Source organism: Pantoea sp. XAF26B01_ASV70, assembly GCF_054512635.1.
In genome coordinates this window covers 161684-178486 of record NZ_JBTNCJ010000004.1, presented here as the reverse complement: position 1 = coordinate 178486, position 16803 = coordinate 161684, and the positions used below count along the sequence as shown (strand labels likewise).

Below are 16803 nucleotides of genomic sequence, written 5' to 3'. Positions count from 1 at the left end.
GGGACAGGATAATAAAAAACGGTAATTTCACCTCATCTCCCTACAGGCACTGGCGGCATCATTTCAGAAATGGGCATGGTTTCGCTATCCTTATGTCTTAAATGATTTTTTATGCCGTCAGCGCGCTGAATAACGGGAGCGGGGCGTCATCAGGCACTCTGGGGTGCATACCTGGCCATAGAGATAAAGGTTATAGAAAGGTTCCTGGGGTATTAAACATTTCCCATTGTCTATATCCATACCTTACATAGACCTGCATTTATCGATACCACAGGAATCTACATTAGAGTCACATAAGCGATTTGCTAGTGACGGCTTTGCCTTATTTAAGTTTGCTCCAGGGTTTTCTTAAGAGATAAGGAGGCTTCCTGTACATGCTGGTTACCAGTCTGTGCTGCCACGAAGCGATGACCCCCCCTCGCGTTGTGCAGACCGCGATCCCTGACTACCCTTGCTGTTGTTTCTATTCCCAAAGCGGGCCGGATAGCCTGAACGCCGGATTAGCATCTGCAATTTTTAGTCATTAACGGCAGGCGATCGTGAATCTGCCGTGCATTATCAATCAGGGAAATCATGACAGAACAACGCAACGCCGATCATTACCGTGCTGATGAGCACATTGATCCTTATATCTCGGTACAGGGTGCAAGAACACATAATCTCAAAGATGTTTCGCTGCGATTTCCCCGTAACGCCATGGTGGTGTTCACCGGGGTTTCAGGCTCCGGTAAATCGTCCCTCGCCTTTGATACCCTCTATGCGGAAGCCCAGCGCCGGTTTATCGAATCGGTGTCGCCACATGCCCGTCGTCTGATCGATCAGGCTGCTGCACCGGATGTGGATAATATTGACGGACTTCCACCCGCGGTGGCGCTTCAGCAGAGCCGGGCTGGCGCGCAGGAGCGTTCAACGGTGGGCAGCCTCACCCGAATTTCTGTCACGCTGCGTCTGCTGTTTTCCCGTGCGGGCGTAAGGCCTGAAGGCGTTCCCTTTATGACCGCCGATTTTTTCTCGCCTAACAATCCTGAAGGTGCCTGTCCGCATTGCCAGGGACTGGGAAGAGTGCACACCGTTAAAACCGAGTCGATGGTGCCGGATAGCTCACTGAGCATCCGCCAGGGGGCTATCGCTTCCTGGCCCAGAGGCTGGCATAACAAAAATCTGCGCAGCATCCTTGAGACGCTCGGCTACGATGTCGATGCGCCCTGGAATACACTTTCAGCCCGTGATCAGCAGTGGATACTGCTGACTGACGAACAGCCATCGGTGCCAATTTTTGTCGGTCTGAATGCTGAGCAGCGCGAAAACGCGCTGGCGGCGGGCGAAGAGCCGGCTTATACCGGCACGTACACCAGTGCAGCAAAAATCGTGCTGCAGAGTTATTCGGGTGGCAGCGAGACGACGAAGAAACGGCTGGCGCGCTTTGTGACGGTCACTCCCTGTTCTGAATGCCACGGTAAAAGGCTAAACCGGGATGCGCTGTCCGTGACCTTTGCCGGGCATGACATTGCCAGCCTGAGTGAGCTGTCGGTCTCAGAGCTCGCTGAACTGCTGAAGCCTTATGCGCGTGGCGCATCACCGGACCTGCCGGCAGAGGCGGCACTGCGTGAGGCGGTCATCCGGATGGCGTCGGATATCTGTATGCGGCTTGAGCAGCTGGAAACGCTGGGTCTGGGTCATCTGGCGCCGGGACGCCGTACCACCGTACTCTCATCCGGCGAGCTGCAGCGCGTGCGTCTGGCCACCCAGCTGATATCGCGGCTGTTTGGCGTGCTTTATGTACTGGATGAGCCGTCAGCCGGGCTGCATCCCGATGATGTCAAATCGCTGCTCGCATCCCTGAAGAACCTGGTGCGTGCCGGTAATTCTCTGGTGGTCGTCGAACATAATATTGACCTCATCGCCGAGGCAGACTGGCTTATCGAGGTCGGCCCCGGTCCGGGAACGCATGGCGGCGAGATCGTCTATAACGGCGAACCAGCAGGACTTGAAGAAGTCAGTGCGTCACCCACCTCGGCCTATCTTTTCTCACGAAGCTATACCGGGCTGCGCCAGCGCCGGCCCGCAGAGAGCTGGCTCTGCTTTGAACAGGTCTATTGCAACAATATTGCCGGAGTGGATATCGCCATCCCACTGGGGAGAATGACGGCCATCACCGGCGTGTCCGGCTCCGGAAAATCGACGCTGCTGAATCGCGTGCTTCCGGAAATGCTCGGACGTTTTGACAAAACGCCTGACATCGAGGAGGGCGAGGAAGAGGATCTGGTGCCGGACGTTAAGGGTCAGGTTGTCAGCGGAAGTGACGCCATCGGCCGATTGGTCAGAATCGATCAGCGTCCTATTGGCCGGACGCCACGCTCAAATCTGGCCACTTACACCGGATTTTTCGATATCGTCCGCAGGCTGTTTGCAGACACCGACGCGGCGAAAGCCAAAGGCTTCAGCGCCAGCCGGTTTTCCTTCAATCTGCCAGCCGGACGCTGTCCTGCGTGTGAAGGGCAGGGACAGATTTCGATTGAGCTGCTCTTCATGCCGAGCGCTACCGCAACCTGTTCCGTCTGCGCGGGAAGCCGTTATAACCCCGAAACGCTGGAGGTGAAATGGAACAACCTGACGATAGCGGATGTGCTTGATCTGACCGTGGACGACGCCACTAAGGTGTTTCATGGACATGACGGGATCCAGCGTTCGCTTAAGGCACTGACGTCGCTGGGGCTGGGATATCTGACCCTGGGTCAGCCCGCCACTGAACTCTCTGGCGGCGAGTGCCAGCGTATCAAGCTTGCCTGGGAGCTGCAGCGGGTCCAGCGTACGCCCACGCTTTATCTGCTTGATGAACCTTCAACAGGATTGCACCCGTCTGACATGGATAAGCTGCTGGTAGTGCTGGATGAACTGGTAAAGCGTGGTCATACCGTAATTATGGCGGAACACAACATGCGCATAGTGGCAGAGGCGGACTGGGTGATTGATCTGGGTCCCGGCTCGGGTCTTAAAGGAGGAAGGGTTGTCTCCTCCGGCTCACCGGAAGAGGTCAGCGCATCTGCAGAGAGTCTGACTGCGCCTTGGCTTTCCGCACAGCTGAAAAAGAGGGCGGGCGATCCGGAGTAATCGGGCGGTAGAGATATCTTCCGCTAAAGGTGATGTAGTCTGAGGGCTCAGGGGCTGGCTTCAAAGCCCGTCAAATCTCAACCTTGAGGATTATCACTGATGGCAATGTTTAATCCGCCACACCCTGGTGGCCTGATAGCGGAATATCTCGAAGATAACGACATCAGCCTGCGCAGTCTGGCTAAACAGCTGGGCGTTTCCGCAGCTTCGCTTAGCAAAGTGGCTAGCGGTAAAGCCTCCGTCAGCCCGGAAATGGCTGTACGGCTGGAGGCGGGCCTGGGTATGCGGCACGGCTCTGGTTATCCATGCAGGCCGCATGTGATCTGCATAAGGCGCGAGAAACTACAGATGTTTCCGGCGTTCCTCTGCATCCAGGGATCGTAGCATCATTATTGCGGGACGAGACGGTATAGTTCTCGCCCCGAAGCGGCTTTCCTCATCGCCAAAACAAACCTTTTATCTCATCAGCGCAGCGGCGCATTAACCTGTAATGCATCCAGCTCACGGGCATCATGACTGCAAAAAAAGGTGATTTCGCCGCCGCGCTGGCAGGAGAGCTCACGCAGTCGCTGCTGATTGTGTCGTCTGGCCACGTTATCCATGCCCATCATCCACTGGTAAAAGCGCAGTCCCGGCGTGCAGTGTCGCGTCTGCTGCCGCATTTCGCCGCGGTAAAACCAGGCATCGCCGCCGTGCAGCAGCCAGCCATCGGGTTGCTGAATCGCGATACCCGCGTGACCCGGCGTATGGCCCGCCAGCGGAACTAACAAGATCTCCGGCGGTAAGTCACGCAGGCGATTAACCGCCTCAAAACCAAACCACTTTTCTCCCTGCGGCTGATAGGTCTCCCAGTTGCTGATCCCACCCCATTGTCCGGGCCGGTAACGTTCCCGTGACAGCCAGCTATGGCGCTGATGCGCGGTATCAACCTCCTGCTGCAACAGATGGATTCGCGCCTGCGGAAAATCGGTTAGTCCGCCAGCATGATCGAAGTCGAGATGGGTCAGAATAATATGCCGCACATCCTCAGCCCGGAAACCCAGTGACGTAACCTGTGACAGTGCGGTGAGATTATCGCGGCGCTGAATATTGTTTAATGCACGGAAAAAGCCGGACAGGCGGCTGCCGGGCGTATGGATATCCTGGCGACCAAAGCCGGTATCCACCAGCACCAGCCCGTCGCGATCCGTCTCAATCAACAGACAGTGACAGACCAGATGTGCTTTCAGGCCTTTACTGAATCCATCATAGAACGCGCCGCCCAGCGGACACATACAGCCACAGTTAAGGTGGTGAATTTTCATCGGGCCTCCATAGGGACAATGGGGATATTTCTGAGAGGCTACGCCCTGTCCGGCGCGCAGCACATCAGCCTGGCTATAGAGTGTAGAGAGGGATGACGCAGTAGGCGGAGCGGTGACGCGGATAACCGGGCAAAATTGCCGGTTATCCGCCAGAAAGCAGAGGATTATCAGGTGTGGAACAGCGGGAAAGCACCGGTCAGCAGACCGCCCGCCATCAGCACCAGACTGACCAGAATCCCCCACTTAATTGCAAAGCGCTGGTGGTCGCCGATGTCGACTTTCGCCAGACCCACCAGCAGGTAGACTGACGGCACCAGCGGACTCAGCAGGTGGAATGGCTGGCCGACAATAGAAGCGCGGGCAATCTCTTCTGCGGTAATGCCGTAGCTGGCCGCCGTCTGGGCGATAACCGGCAGAATGCCGAAGTAAAAGGCATCATTCGACATAAAGAAGGTAAACGGCAGACTGACCAGCGCGGTGAACACCGCCAGGAAAGGGCCGAAGCTGGGCGGGATCACAGCCAGCAGACTCTTCGCCATGGCGTCAACCATGCCGGTGCCGGAGAGGATGCCGGTGAAAATACCGGCGGCAAAAATTAATGCGGTCACCGCCAGCACGTTACCGGCATGGGAGCTGATGCGGGCTTTCTGCTCCTCCAGCGTGGGATAGTTGAGCATCACCGCAATCGCAAACGCCAGCATAAACAGGATCTGAATCGGCATTAAACCAATCACCAGCAGCACCAGCAGCACGGTGGTCAGGATGAAGTTAGGCCAGAACATTTTCGGACGGCGATTGGCTGCGCACTCTTCGGCATCGCCCAGCCCCAGCTCAATGTTGTCGAGATGGTGATCTTTCATGGTCATCACGCCAAGACGCTTACGCTCACGCAGGCCAAACAGCACCGCCATTGCCACCAGGCTGGCACAGGCCAGCAGCATGGCTGGCAGCATCGGAATAAAGATATCGAGGGCGTCAATGCGCAGTGCCGCCGCGGCACGGGCTGTCGGGCCACCCCAGGGGGAGAGGTTCATGATGCCGCTGGCAAGGTTCACCAGACAGGTCATCATCAGCACGTTCATGCCCAGCCGGTGATAGAGCGGCAGGAATGCGGCAATGGCAATCATGTAAGTGGTAGAGCTGTCACCATCCAGAGAAACCAGCAGCGTTAGTACCGCCGTTCCGACCAGCACTTTCAGGGGGTCACCGCGCACCATCCGAAGAATAAAGCGCACCAGTGGATCAAACAATCCGGCATCGATCATCAGACCGAAATAGAGAATGGAGAAGGTCAGCATCACGCCGGTAGGGGCCAGCTTTTTGACGCCGTCCAGCATCATGGCACCCAGACCTGCGTAAAAACCGCCAATCAGCGCAAATATGGTTGGTATCAGGATCAGCGCAATCAAGGCTGACATGCGTTTGGTCATGATCAGATACATGAAGCAAACAACCATGGAAAAACCCAGTATCGTCAGCAAATTAACAGCCCTCGCAATGGCGGAAAAGTAATGAAAAAGTTACATACCGGCAGGAAAATTCAGGTAATTACTTAGCGTGGTAATGATTAACCTGTTGTTTTAATTAACCCTGCATTCAAAGATGATAATAAATAGTTGTCAGTATTTAGCATTTCTTTAACAAAGAAGGGTGATCATGATCATCTTTAAACGGTTCTTAAACGAGATTGTGTGACTGAGATCAAAGGGTGTCGAAGTGTAACCGGGGTTTCGGGCCAGCTGAGGCTGAATCAGGCGGGTAGTAGAGTGGTGGAGAAACAGGGTAACCGGCTGAGCCATGATGCTCAGCCAGTTAACGTTATTAGCTGCCTAACAGCTGAATAATCATCTCAGGGGTTTTATTCGCCATTTTGCTGACGGCCGTCTGACCCTGCTGAATAATCTGGCTGCGTGCCAGCTGGCTTGCTTCTTCAGCATAGTCCGCATCCTGTATGCGGCTGCGAGCCGCTGAGGTATCCACGCCCTGCTGCGATAACACATTACGGTTCGATTCGTAACGGTTGATCTTTGCGCCATAGATCGACTGATAACCGCTGATCTTCTCGAGCGCGCTATCCAGTGCCTTCATGGTGGTTGAGATATCGCCCTCTGTAAGCAGCGTTGTGTTGTTCAGTCCCAGCGTTTTGGTATCCGATGGCGTTGCCGGAATAGTATCCGACTGGATCGGCTGACCGTAATCGGCGCTGGTGACCACCTCCATAGGTTCGCTCTTCTTCGGCGGCGTTGCAGGCAGGCTTTTGGGTTCCGGCAGATTTCCCCAGGTCAGATTACCGGTGAAGGAACCATTGCCCACCACCACCACAATCAAATCCTCGCTGACGGTATCCAGCGTGATGCGCTCAAGCCGGTTACTGGTGATGGTGCCGTTGTTGAAATCGCCGCTGGCGACATCCTCATAGCGATCGCCGTCACCGCTGTAAGTGATGTTCATGCCGTTGTAGGTGCTGCTGTTACTGCCCGCCAGCGTCCAGCTCGGGCCGCCCTCCAGTAACTGCGAGCTGTCATAAGCCGCACCGCTGGCAAATCCGTTACTGCTGGTCAGCAGTCGACTATCCGCGGTAGCCGAATTAGTGATGCTTTTGCTGGCCCAGGTGTAATCAGGCGCACTGCCGTCCAGTGGTGTACCGACCAGGTGTTTACCGTCGCGGGTAAAGAGCTGGAGATCGTCATCCATACCCAGTGAGTCGATGGTGATGCTTATCGCCGTCGAGCCTGCCGGGATATAGGCCAGCGGAATCACGCCCGAGGTAAAGGAGTAATTCTTGCCCGGCACCGGAAACTTCGTGTTGATAGGGTCAACGTTACCCAGTTTCGCAGGGGGAAGATCGGGATTATTCGTCGCCAGCGGATAGCGGCCAAAAATCTCGGTGTGGTCTGCCACTTCATTGATGCCTGCCATAATCTGCTGATACTGGCCGTTGATGCTCTGTCGATCGGCGTCCGACAGCGTGCCGTTAGCGGCCTGGACCGACAGGGTGCGCGCCTGGATCAGCAGATCGATGATGCTGCCAAGGCCGCCACTGGCGGTCTGGGAATAGCTGATGGCGTCATTGAGGCCACGCGCTACCACCGCATCGGCATTAATATTGGCCGTCATGCGGTTGGCAATCGCCTGACCTGCCGCGTCATCTTTGGCACTGTTAATTCTCATCCCTGATGATAACCGTTCAACCGTTCGTCCCAGAACAGAGTCAGTGCTGTACCGCGTTTTGTTCGTAATCGCGGCGGTTTCGTTATGGTTGATCGTTAACATGGTCGCTTCGAACAGGGAGAGGAGTCTCTGTTTTATCGGCAGGGTGATAAGCAGCTTTAATCTCTGTGGCGACAAAAAGGCAGGAAATACGGGGCCAGACGGTCAAGAGGCTGATGGTTAACCGCTTTTCAGATAAAAAAAATTAACGGTTCAACCCGGTCAGGAAAAACGCCTGCCACGCGATAACGCAGCAGGCGAACGAAGATCAGTTAAACACCATGCCGCCATCAATCAACAGCGACTGACCGGTCATGTAATCGGAATCGGGACTGGCCAGGTAGGCGACGCAGGCAGCCACATCTTCCGGTTCAGAAAGACGTCCCAGCGTAATGCGTTTCGCAAATTCCTCGGTGCCGTAGCCGGCGGGCTTGCCGGCTGCTTCAGAGATCTGGCGGTCGATCTCTTCCCACATCGGTGTTCTGACAATGCCAGGGCAGAAGGCGTTGACCGTGATGCCGGCAGGTGCCAGATCACGCGCGGCGGTCTGCGTCAGGCCGCGCACGGCAAACTTACTGGAACTGTAAACCGCCAGCTCCGGATTACCGACATGACCCGCCTGAGAACAGGCGTTGATGATTTTGCCGCCGTGACCTTCTGCAGCAAACGCTTTAATCGCGGCCTGCATGCCCCAGATCACCCCTTTGACATTGACGTTGTAGACCTTGTCGACCACCGCTTCGGTGATCTCAGCAATCGGCGTGGAGGGCGCAATACCGGCATTATTGACGATGACGTCAAAGCCGCCCAGCGTGCGGCGCGCCTCTTCTACCGCTTCTATCACCTGATCACGTTGCGAGACATCGACTTTCAGCGCAATCGCTTTGCCACCCTGCTGGTTGATCTTCTCCGCGACCTGGCGTGCGGTCTCCTGATTAAAATCGGCTACTGCAACCGCCAGTCCATCTTTCGCCAGACGCAGGGCGATCGCTTCACCAATGCCCTGGCCTGCGCCGGTCACAAATGCCACTCTGTTTTTCATCATGATTTCCTTTTTGAGAAATTAAAGAAGCTGGCTCAGATGCAGCTGACCCATCAGCAGCGGGTTGTCGGTGTAATCGACCGGCACCGCGACCACGGCGGGCCCCTGAACATCCATCGCTTTACGCAGCGTCGGCTCCAGCTCTGCCGCACTGGTCACCGCAAAGCCCGCTGCCCCAAACGCTTCGGCATAGGCTTTGAAATCGACCGGCCCAAAATTGACGCCCGAGACGCGGTGATATTTTTTCTCTTCCTGCATCGCCACCATGTTGTAGGCGTTATCGACCCAGACGATGTGCAGAATGTTGGCTTTTAAGCGGACGGCAGTTTCCAGCTCCATGCTGGATTGCAGGAAACCACCATCGCCGGAAACTGAAACCACTTTGCGCTGCGGCTCGACCAGCCAGGCACCAATCGCCCACGGCAGGGCCACACCCATCGTCTGCTGACCGTTGGAGATCATGATCTGACGGGCGCGGAAGCTGTAGAGATAGCGGGCGATCCAGATGTGGAAGCTGCCCATATCGACGGTAAGGCTGACGTCACTGTTAATGATGTCCTGCATGGCGCGGACAATGCGCAGCGGATGCAGAGCAAACTGATTGAGGCTGGCACCCTGCATCGCCAGCAATTTGCGCTGCTGCTGCCGATCCTCAAGGATGGTGGCGGCTTCCGGGGTCAGCTGTAGCGGGGCAGTGATACGCGCGGCGAGTTTACGCACCGTGGCGGCGATATCACCCACCAGTTCTGCATCCGGCAGATAGCGGTTGTCGGTCTCAGCGGGTATTACGTCGATATGAATCAGGGTGGCGTTACCGCTGTTCCACATCGCCGGTTCATATTCCACCGGGCTGTAGCCGATGGTGACGATCAGGTCAGCCTGTTGCAGCAGCCTGTCGCCCGCCTGGTTGTTAAACAGCCCGACGCGCCCGGCGAAGCGTGAGAAGTGATCCTGTCTGACCGCTCCTGCTGCCTGATAGGTGCTGGTAACCGGAATGTGACTGCGTGTCAGCAGCTCATGAATCGCTTCGCTGTTCTCTGTCTGGCTCGCCATTAATCCCAGCAGGATGACCGGATTTTTAGCCCCGGCGATGGCCTCGCTGACGGCGTCGATCATTGAGTCAGGTGCGGCGCCCAGTACCGGGCGGCCTTTGCTGCTCAACGCTTTGCCGGTAACCGGCTGATCGACAATATCCTGTGGCAGGCTGATAAAGGCACCGCCGCCCCGGCCATGTTCGGCGTGGCGAAACGCATTCGACAGGCATTCAGAAAGTGCAGCGGGGTCGGTGACCTCAACCGCATATTTAGTGATTGGGCGAAACATTGAAACCGTGTCCATGCTCTGATGAACCTGCTTGGCGCTGTCGGAGCGCTTCACCTGACCGCCGATAGCCACCACCGGATCGCCTTCGCTGGTGGCGGTGGCCATGCCGGTGATCAGGTTGGAGCAGCCCGGCCCGGAGGTGACCAGCGCCACGCCCGCATTGCCGGTAAGGCGGCCCACTGCGGCGGCCATAAATGCAGCGTTAGCTTCGTGGCGAACCGGGATGGTCTGGATGGAGGAATCCAGCAGTGAGTCGAAGACTTTATCAATTTTTGCGCCAGGAATGCCAAAGACGTGGCGGACGCCCTGTGCCTCAAGTTGCGCCACCACCAGGTCAGCGCCACAAGTCCAGAGTGTGGTATCGGTTGGAGTTTTCATCGTCATTCCTCTGATTAGCTTTCTACCGCACGAATCGCGGCGTCAAGATTGGCGGGGTTCAGGTCGGCATTGAGAAAATCGCTGTCCTGCGGCAAATCTACGACCAGCTTGCTGATGGCACCAAAGGTCAGGGTGCCCTGTTCCAGCGCATAATCGAGAATGTGGCCGCCGCCTTCGCGGTCGTCGGTAATAAAATGTTCGTGATAGCCCGCAACGTTAATGCCCTGCATATATTGCGGTGTACGGAATCCGATCAGTTCGCCCGCGCGCTGGCTGAAGGCAAAGGTCGGCTGATCGCCCAGAACTTCCGGCATTGAGCGATAGGGACGACACTGGCATGGCACGGTGCGGGTCTCGACGCGACTGAAACGACCGCTGATGCGCAGCGCGCAGAACTGGTTATCGGAGGTGATTTCGTTGTCGATCACCTGATGGATCGCCTCACGCGACATCGGCCGGTCAAATTCATACAGATGCTGCGGTTTAAAAAAGGTCATCACGGCGAACGGAGTTTTCTGCGCCGGATCGGCCGGGTGCGCGCTGCCATCGGCGTGCAGCTGATAGACCTTGCTGTCAAACGCGATCATCTCGCCATCCAGCCGGTTAAAGGTACCCAGGCCGAAATCCCCTTTACGCAGCAAGTCGGCAATACGGACATTGCCGTCGTAAACGCCGCTCAGCAGCGCACTCATTAAAGAGGTCTGATAGATAACGCTTTCTGGTGCATCCTGTGAAAGCGTCAGGACAGTATGTTTTAGTTGATCCTTACAGGAACAATCAGTTACACAATTGCTCATTTGATGCCTCATCGATTAACCGTTAAGCCGTGTTAACCTAATGGTGAACCGATTCAGTCGGTGGGTCCAATAGCGAAACCTGTTAACTTTGAGACGTTTTTGATATGGAACTTCGCCACCTGCGTTATTTTGTTGCCGTAGCCGAGACGCTTCATTTCACTCGTGCCGCCGAGATACTGGGCATATCGCAGCCGCCGCTGAGTCAGCAGATACTGCGGCTGGAGCAGGAAATTGGCACACCGTTGCTGAAGCGCCTGACGCGCGGAGTGGAACTCACCGAAGCGGGCGAAGCGTTTCTGGCGGATGCCCGGCAGATTGTGCAACTGGCCGATCAGGCGCTGGAGAACGCACGCGGTATTGCGCGGGGGATCAGTGGTCAGCTGTCGCTGGGCTTTGCCAGCTCGGTGGCGTTTAATCCACGCATCTTCACCCTGATCCGCCAGTTTAAAGAACGTTATCCGGCGATGGAGCTGCTGACCCGCGAAGAGAATATGTCTTTGCTGATGCAGGATTTACAGGAAGGATTGCTGGATGCCGCTTTTATCCGGCTGCCGTGTGAAAGCAGCAAGGCGTTTAATCTGCGTGTCATCTCCACCGAAAAGATGCTGATTGCGCTGCCGCGCTGCCATCCCCTCAGCGGCACACCCACCGTGGCACTATCCGCGCTGGCGGGAGAAACCCTGGTGATCTTCCCGCGCGACGTCTCGCCCAGCCTGTATGAGTTGATTGTCACTGCCTGTCTGCGGGCGGGCTTTTCGCGCCACACTTTTCAGCAGGCTCCGCAGATCACTACGTCGCTGGGCATGGTGGCGGCGGGCTGCGGGATTGCGCTGGTGCCGGAGTCGATGCGCTGCGTCGATAACCCCGGGGTCAGCTTCTGCGATATCGAGAACAACACGCTATTTACCGATGTTGCCTTTGCCTGGCGTCGGCTTCACCCGTCAAAAGCAGTACTGCACCTGCTGGCGCTGCTGGCAGAACAGCCTGCCGCACCAGGCGAAGCGGGTTGATAAGCGCCAGCTATTGAACTGAAAACAATAATCAACTGGCGGCACGGGGCCGGGATGCCAATAATCGGTGCATGACTACATACCGCGTAAGAGTCGGGTTTCACAACCCGTCAGCCCTGACATTCAGGCAACTGGATGAAATTCTGGAGCCGCAGCGATTCTGGAGAACAGATTCGGCGGGCGGCCAGTTCCGCTATTTCATGGAGTATGAGTACCAGTCTGACGTGCGCGATCTCTGCTCGGTCTGTTCGCTGGCCTACAGTCAGGCCTGCAAAGTCAGAAAGTGCCCGCTGATTCTGGTCGAGGTGATGAACTGATCCTTTCCGGCGATCCCGCCGTTCTCAGCACGGGATCGCCGGATGTTGTTTTAACGTGAGCCGCGCTGCATCAACAGACTTAACGCGGCGGGCAGCACCGTGAGCGTCACCAGCGTACCGCTGACCAGACCACCAATAATCGCCAGTGCCATTGGCCCCCAGAAAACCTGATGGGCGATGGGGATCATGCCGAGTATTGCCGCACAGGCGGTCAGCAGAATGGGACGCGCACGGTGATGGGCAGCCTGCCGGATTGCCTCACCCGCGGTCAGGCCGGCCCGGCTATTCGCATCGACTTCACTGATCATGATCACCGCGTTGCGGATGATGATCCCCGCCAGGGCAATAATCCCCAGCAGCGCCACGAACCCCAGCGGTGTGCCAGCCGGCAGCATCGCGGATACGATGCCGGGCAGGCCAAACGGTGCCATGCTCAGCGCCAGCAGCATACCGGAGAAGCGTTGCAGCTGAATCATCAGCAAGACCAGCATGACGCAGATTGTTACCGGCAGCAGAGCAAACACTGAACCGTTGCCTTTGTCCGATTCGGCCGCCACGCCACCTTCTTCAATACCGTATCCGGCCGTCAGCGAGGCGCGCAGGGCGGCGACGGCTGGTGCGAGCTGCTGCGAGACCTGTTCAGCCCGCTGACCGGGCGCAATATCGGTCTGTACGGTGATGTAAGCCAGCCGCTGACGTCGCCATATTACCGGGTCATCCACTTCCCAGTTCAGCGTTGCTACCTGTCGCAATGGGATTTTCTGTCCGCTGGCATTGGTGATCATCAATCCTGCCAGTGTGTCAGTGTCCTGCCGCTCCGGGTCATTGCTGCGCAGCACGACGTCGATCAGGCGGTTACGATCGCGCAGGGTGGTCACCACGCTGCCGGACATCAGAGTATTCAGCGCGGTGGCTATCGTCTCGGAAGAGAGTCCGGCTGCGCGGGCTGCAGTCTGGTTCACCGCCAGCGTCATGACCCGTTCTGGCTCTCCGGCGGTAAGATTGACCTCGCGAGTCAGCGGTGAACGGGCGATCAGCGCCGCCAGCCGATCGGCCGCCTGACGCACCCTGGCATTATCCGGGCCGGTGATGCGATATTTCAGCGGCCAGCCGACCGGTGGACCCAGCTCCAGCGGCGATACCCGGGTAGTGATATCACTGAAATCCACCGCCAGCTTCTGCTCCAGCCTGCTGCGCAGCCGATCGCGTGCCGCCAGATCTTTCGCCACCACCACCAGCTGAGCGATGTTTTCATTATCCAGCAGCACATCCATCGGCAGATAAAAGCGTATCGCGCCCGAGCCAACGTAGCTGGTGTAGTTCGCCACATCCGGATCGTTGCGCAGCATCTGTTCCAGCTGTGCGGTACAGCGGGTGGTTTCAGCCTGGGCTGCACTGGCGGGAAGCGTCAGGCTGACCAGCAGCTCGGGCCGATCCGACGCAGGGAAAAACTCACCCTGCATAAAAGTGGTGGCGTAAAGGCTGACCAGCAGCATCGCCATCGCTGTGCCAATCGTCACCAGCCGGTGACGCAGAATCATCTCCAGCAGCCGGTGATAGCTGCGCGTCAGCACGCCCGGCGGCTTATCGGCCTTGATGTGCCTGGCCGACAGCAGCCAGCAGCCGGTGAGCGGAGAGAAGATGACCGCGACGACCCACGAGCAGAGCAGCGCCAGGGTAATCACCACAAACAATGAGTAGCAATATTCTCCGGCACTGGAGGCGGCGAACCCGACCGGAATGAACCCGGCGATCATTACCAGCGTACCGGTCAGCATCGGAAAGGCGGTGGTTTTAAACGCATAGGTGGCGGCCTGCCACTTGCTGTCGCCCGCTTCCAGTCGCGCCACCATTGCCTCGACGGTGATCATGGCATCATCCACCAGCAGCCCCAGCGCGATGATTAGTGCGCCAAGCGAGATGCGCTGGAGTCCGATGCCTGCCATTAACATGCCGGTAAAGGTCATTGCCAGTACCAGCGGGATCGCCGCCGCAACGACCAGACCGGCACGCAGTCCCAGTGAGACAAAGGAGACGGCTAACACGATGACGACCGCTTCGCCCAGTATCCGGACAAAGCCGCTGACCGCGTTTTTCACCACGGAAGACTGGTCGGCCACGCGGGTCATAGTAATACCGTGCGGTAACTGACTGGCCAGCATCTGCATGCGCTGACTGAGTTGCTGACCGAAATCGAGCATGTTGCCGCTGCCGGCCATGGAGATCGCCAGCCCGATAGCCGGAACGCCGTTAACCCGGAACGTCGGCGCTGGCGGTTCGGCAGGTTGCAGGCTGATGGTGGCCAGATCGGTCAGCGGAATAAAACGCTCACCGATATGCAGGGTAATCGCCCGCAGATTTTCAACCGAAGTCAGGGTGCCGCTGACCCGCAGCGCAATATTCTCGCGGTCGGTACGCAGGCTGCCCGCCGGGACGACATCGTTCTGAGCTTTAATGGCGTCGCTGACCTGCTGTAAATCGAGCCCCATGCCGTTCAGCTTGCGCGGCGAAAAGGCGATAACCACCTGCTGCTCCTGTACACCTAACAGGCTGGTTTTACCGATGTCGGGCAGACTGGCCAGATTGCGACGCAGGTTATCGACCCGGTCGCGTAGCTCTCTGGCGGTAAAACCCTCCGCCGTGAAGCCATAAATGGTGCCGAAGGTGTCATCAAACTCGTCGTTAACGGCCGGACCCTGCACGCCCTGCGGCAGTGAAGGGGCAACATCCTGCATCTTTTTACGCAGCTGGTACCAGATGCCGGCCACCTGAGAGGGCGGCGTGTCATCGCGCAGGTTGACATAGATGACGGTTTGTCCGGCGCGGGTTTCGCTCTCAACCGCATCCAGCGATGGGATCTCCTGCACCTTCTGTTCCAGTACGTCAGTGAGCAGTTGCACCGTGGTGTTCACATCAGCGCCTGGCCATTGGGCTGATATTACGGCGGTTTTGATAGTAAACGCCGGGTCTTCATTGCGTGACAGATGTTCATAGCTCAGCACACCCGCCGCCATGACCAGCAGCATGAAAAAGATCACCAGTTGCTGATGCGCCAGCGCCCAGCCGGAGAGGTTAAAGCCAGACGTTTTTTTCATGGAGCCTCCTGCGAAAGCGCCACTTTTTCGCCAGGTTGCAGGGTGCTGACTCCGGCGGTGACGACGCGCTCTCCTGGCTTGATCCCGGCAGTGACGAAGATTTGCTGCGCGTTAAAGCGGGCCAGCACTACCGGACGAAGCTGCAGGCGTGACGCCGCATCAACGACCAGCAGCGCGGGTTTGTCTGCGGAGCGGGTCAGGGCGCTGGCGGGCAGGGCGATGACCGGCGGCTGCGCATCGGGAAGGGTGACAATGACTGTGGCACCGGGAGCGATCGCCTCAGGCGGCTGATTTAGCGAGATGCGCAGCCGCCATGTGCGGGTCTGCGGATCGGCCTGCGGGCTGATGTCACGCACTGTGCCACTGGCCTGCACGCCGGGATCGGCGAGCAGCGTCACTTTCAGCGGTGTCCGATCATCAGGATGCAGCAGCGCAGGCGTTGTCAGGTCAAACACCGCATCGCGTGCATCCCCTGCTGCCAGCGTCATCACATTTTGTCCGGCGCTGACCACCTGACCTGGCTGAACCGTGATGGCGGTGATCCGGCCTGCTGCAGGCGCAGTCAGCTGAGTCCAGCTGAGGTTATCCTGGGCATTTTTCAGAGCCGCTTCGCTGCTGAGACGGCGGGACTGTGCGCTCTGCCAGTCCGCCTGGGCGCTGTCCAGCTGGCTGCGGGCGATGGCCCCTCCGGGCATCAGCAGCCGCATCCGATGCAGGTTAAGCGCGGCGACCCGTTCGGCGGCGCGTGCGCTGTCGAGATCGGCCCGTGCGCTGCTTAGCTGATTGCGTGACTGATCATTTTCCAGCGCTGCCAGCGATTGCCCGGCGCTGACGCGATCGCCCAGCTCAACCGCACGGCTCACCACCCGGCCATCCAGTCTGAAGGCTAGCGCGACCTCTTCATGAGCGCGGATTTCGCCAGTCAGCACCAGCGATGCATCACTGCTGAGCGGTGGAGCAATCACCGATTTAACCGGGCGGAGCGGGGCGGCAGGCGGAGCAGAACTATTGTCCCGGCAACCGGTCATGATGAATACCCCGAGCAGCACGAAGATGATCGGCGCAAAGATGTGAATACCGAAGAGATGACGCCACACCTGGCGGGCAGCATCCGATAAGAAGTCTGTCATAACCGGGTTCCTTTAATGAGTTGTGCTCATTGAACCCGGCATGTGTCCAGAAACGTTCCATGAACCATCAAGAAATGGTCAAGCCA

11 protein-coding genes and 1 pseudogene are annotated in these 16803 nt (G+C 57.6%); 4 read left to right on the top strand and 8 right to left on the bottom strand.

Annotated elements, in window-relative coordinates:
* The first annotated feature begins 573 nt into the window (after positions 1-573).
* Complete coding sequence (locus ACX8ZY_RS24050) at positions 574-3111, top strand: excinuclease ABC subunit UvrA (protein WP_421665538.1); 2538 nt, start codon at positions 574-576, stop codon at positions 3109-3111.
* A 99-nt stretch (positions 3112-3210) separates the two neighbouring features.
* Positions 3211-3524: pseudogene (locus tag ACX8ZY_RS24045) on the top strand (HigA family addiction module antitoxin).
* Between the two features lie 51 nt (positions 3525-3575).
* Here ACX8ZY_RS24045 and ACX8ZY_RS24040 read toward each other — a convergent pair.
* The 6 genes from ACX8ZY_RS24040 to budA form a co-directional block, all read right to left on the bottom strand.
* Complete coding sequence (locus tag ACX8ZY_RS24040; protein ID WP_159227283.1) at positions 3576-4415, bottom strand: MBL fold metallo-hydrolase; 840 nt, start codon at positions 4413-4415, stop codon at positions 3576-3578.
* Positions 4416-4582: 167 nt separating this feature from the next.
* Positions 4583-5896: a CitMHS family transporter gene (locus tag ACX8ZY_RS24035; protein ID WP_031292261.1), complete on the bottom strand. Its 1314-nt coding sequence runs from the start codon at positions 5894-5896 to the stop codon at positions 4583-4585.
* A gap of 340 nt (positions 5897-6236) precedes the next feature.
* Positions 6237-7688 carry a flagellin N-terminal helical domain-containing protein gene (locus tag ACX8ZY_RS24030; RefSeq protein ID WP_421665537.1) on the bottom strand — a complete coding sequence of 484 codons (1452 nt, stop codon included), beginning with the start codon at positions 7686-7688 and terminating at the stop codon, positions 6237-6239.
* A 205-nt stretch (positions 7689-7893) separates the two neighbouring features.
* Positions 7894-8667, bottom strand: coding sequence for a (S)-acetoin forming diacetyl reductase (locus tag ACX8ZY_RS24025; protein WP_050680277.1), 774 nt, complete (start codon positions 8665-8667; stop codon positions 7894-7896).
* Between the two features lie 21 nt (positions 8668-8688).
* On the bottom strand, positions 8689-10368 hold the full coding sequence (gene alsS / locus ACX8ZY_RS24020) for an acetolactate synthase AlsS (RefSeq protein WP_010256852.1): 1680 nt from the start codon (positions 10366-10368) through the stop codon (positions 8689-8691).
* A gap of 14 nt (positions 10369-10382) precedes the next feature.
* Positions 10383-11165 carry an acetolactate decarboxylase gene (gene budA, locus ACX8ZY_RS24015; RefSeq protein ID WP_342606769.1) on the bottom strand — a complete coding sequence of 261 codons (783 nt, stop codon included), beginning with the start codon at positions 11163-11165 and terminating at the stop codon, positions 10383-10385.
* A gap of 104 nt (positions 11166-11269) precedes the next feature.
* Here budA and ACX8ZY_RS24010 point away from each other — a divergent pair, with 104 nt between their 5' ends.
* Both ACX8ZY_RS24010 and ACX8ZY_RS24005 read left to right on the top strand, forming a co-directional pair.
* Positions 11270-12175: a LysR family transcriptional regulator gene (locus tag ACX8ZY_RS24010; RefSeq protein WP_022624205.1), complete on the top strand. Its 906-nt coding sequence runs from the start codon at positions 11270-11272 to the stop codon at positions 12173-12175.
* Between the two features lie 71 nt (positions 12176-12246).
* Positions 12247-12492: a hypothetical protein gene (locus ACX8ZY_RS24005; protein ID WP_010256845.1), complete on the top strand. Its 246-nt coding sequence runs from the start codon at positions 12247-12249 to the stop codon at positions 12490-12492.
* 50 nt (positions 12493-12542) lie between these two features.
* On the opposite strand, the gene ACX8ZY_RS24000 is transcribed toward ACX8ZY_RS24005, so the two are convergent.
* Both ACX8ZY_RS24000 and ACX8ZY_RS23995 read right to left on the bottom strand, forming a co-directional pair.
* Positions 12543-15587, bottom strand: a complete 3045-nt coding sequence (locus ACX8ZY_RS24000; RefSeq protein ID WP_421665536.1) for an efflux RND transporter permease subunit — start codon at positions 15585-15587, stop codon at positions 12543-12545.
* On the bottom strand, positions 15584-16717 hold the full coding sequence (locus ACX8ZY_RS23995) for an efflux RND transporter periplasmic adaptor subunit (RefSeq protein WP_421665535.1): 1134 nt from the start codon (positions 16715-16717) through the stop codon (positions 15584-15586). The genes ACX8ZY_RS24000 and ACX8ZY_RS23995 overlap by 4 nt, the downstream gene beginning before the upstream one ends.
* Positions 16718-16803: the final 86 nt, after the last annotated feature.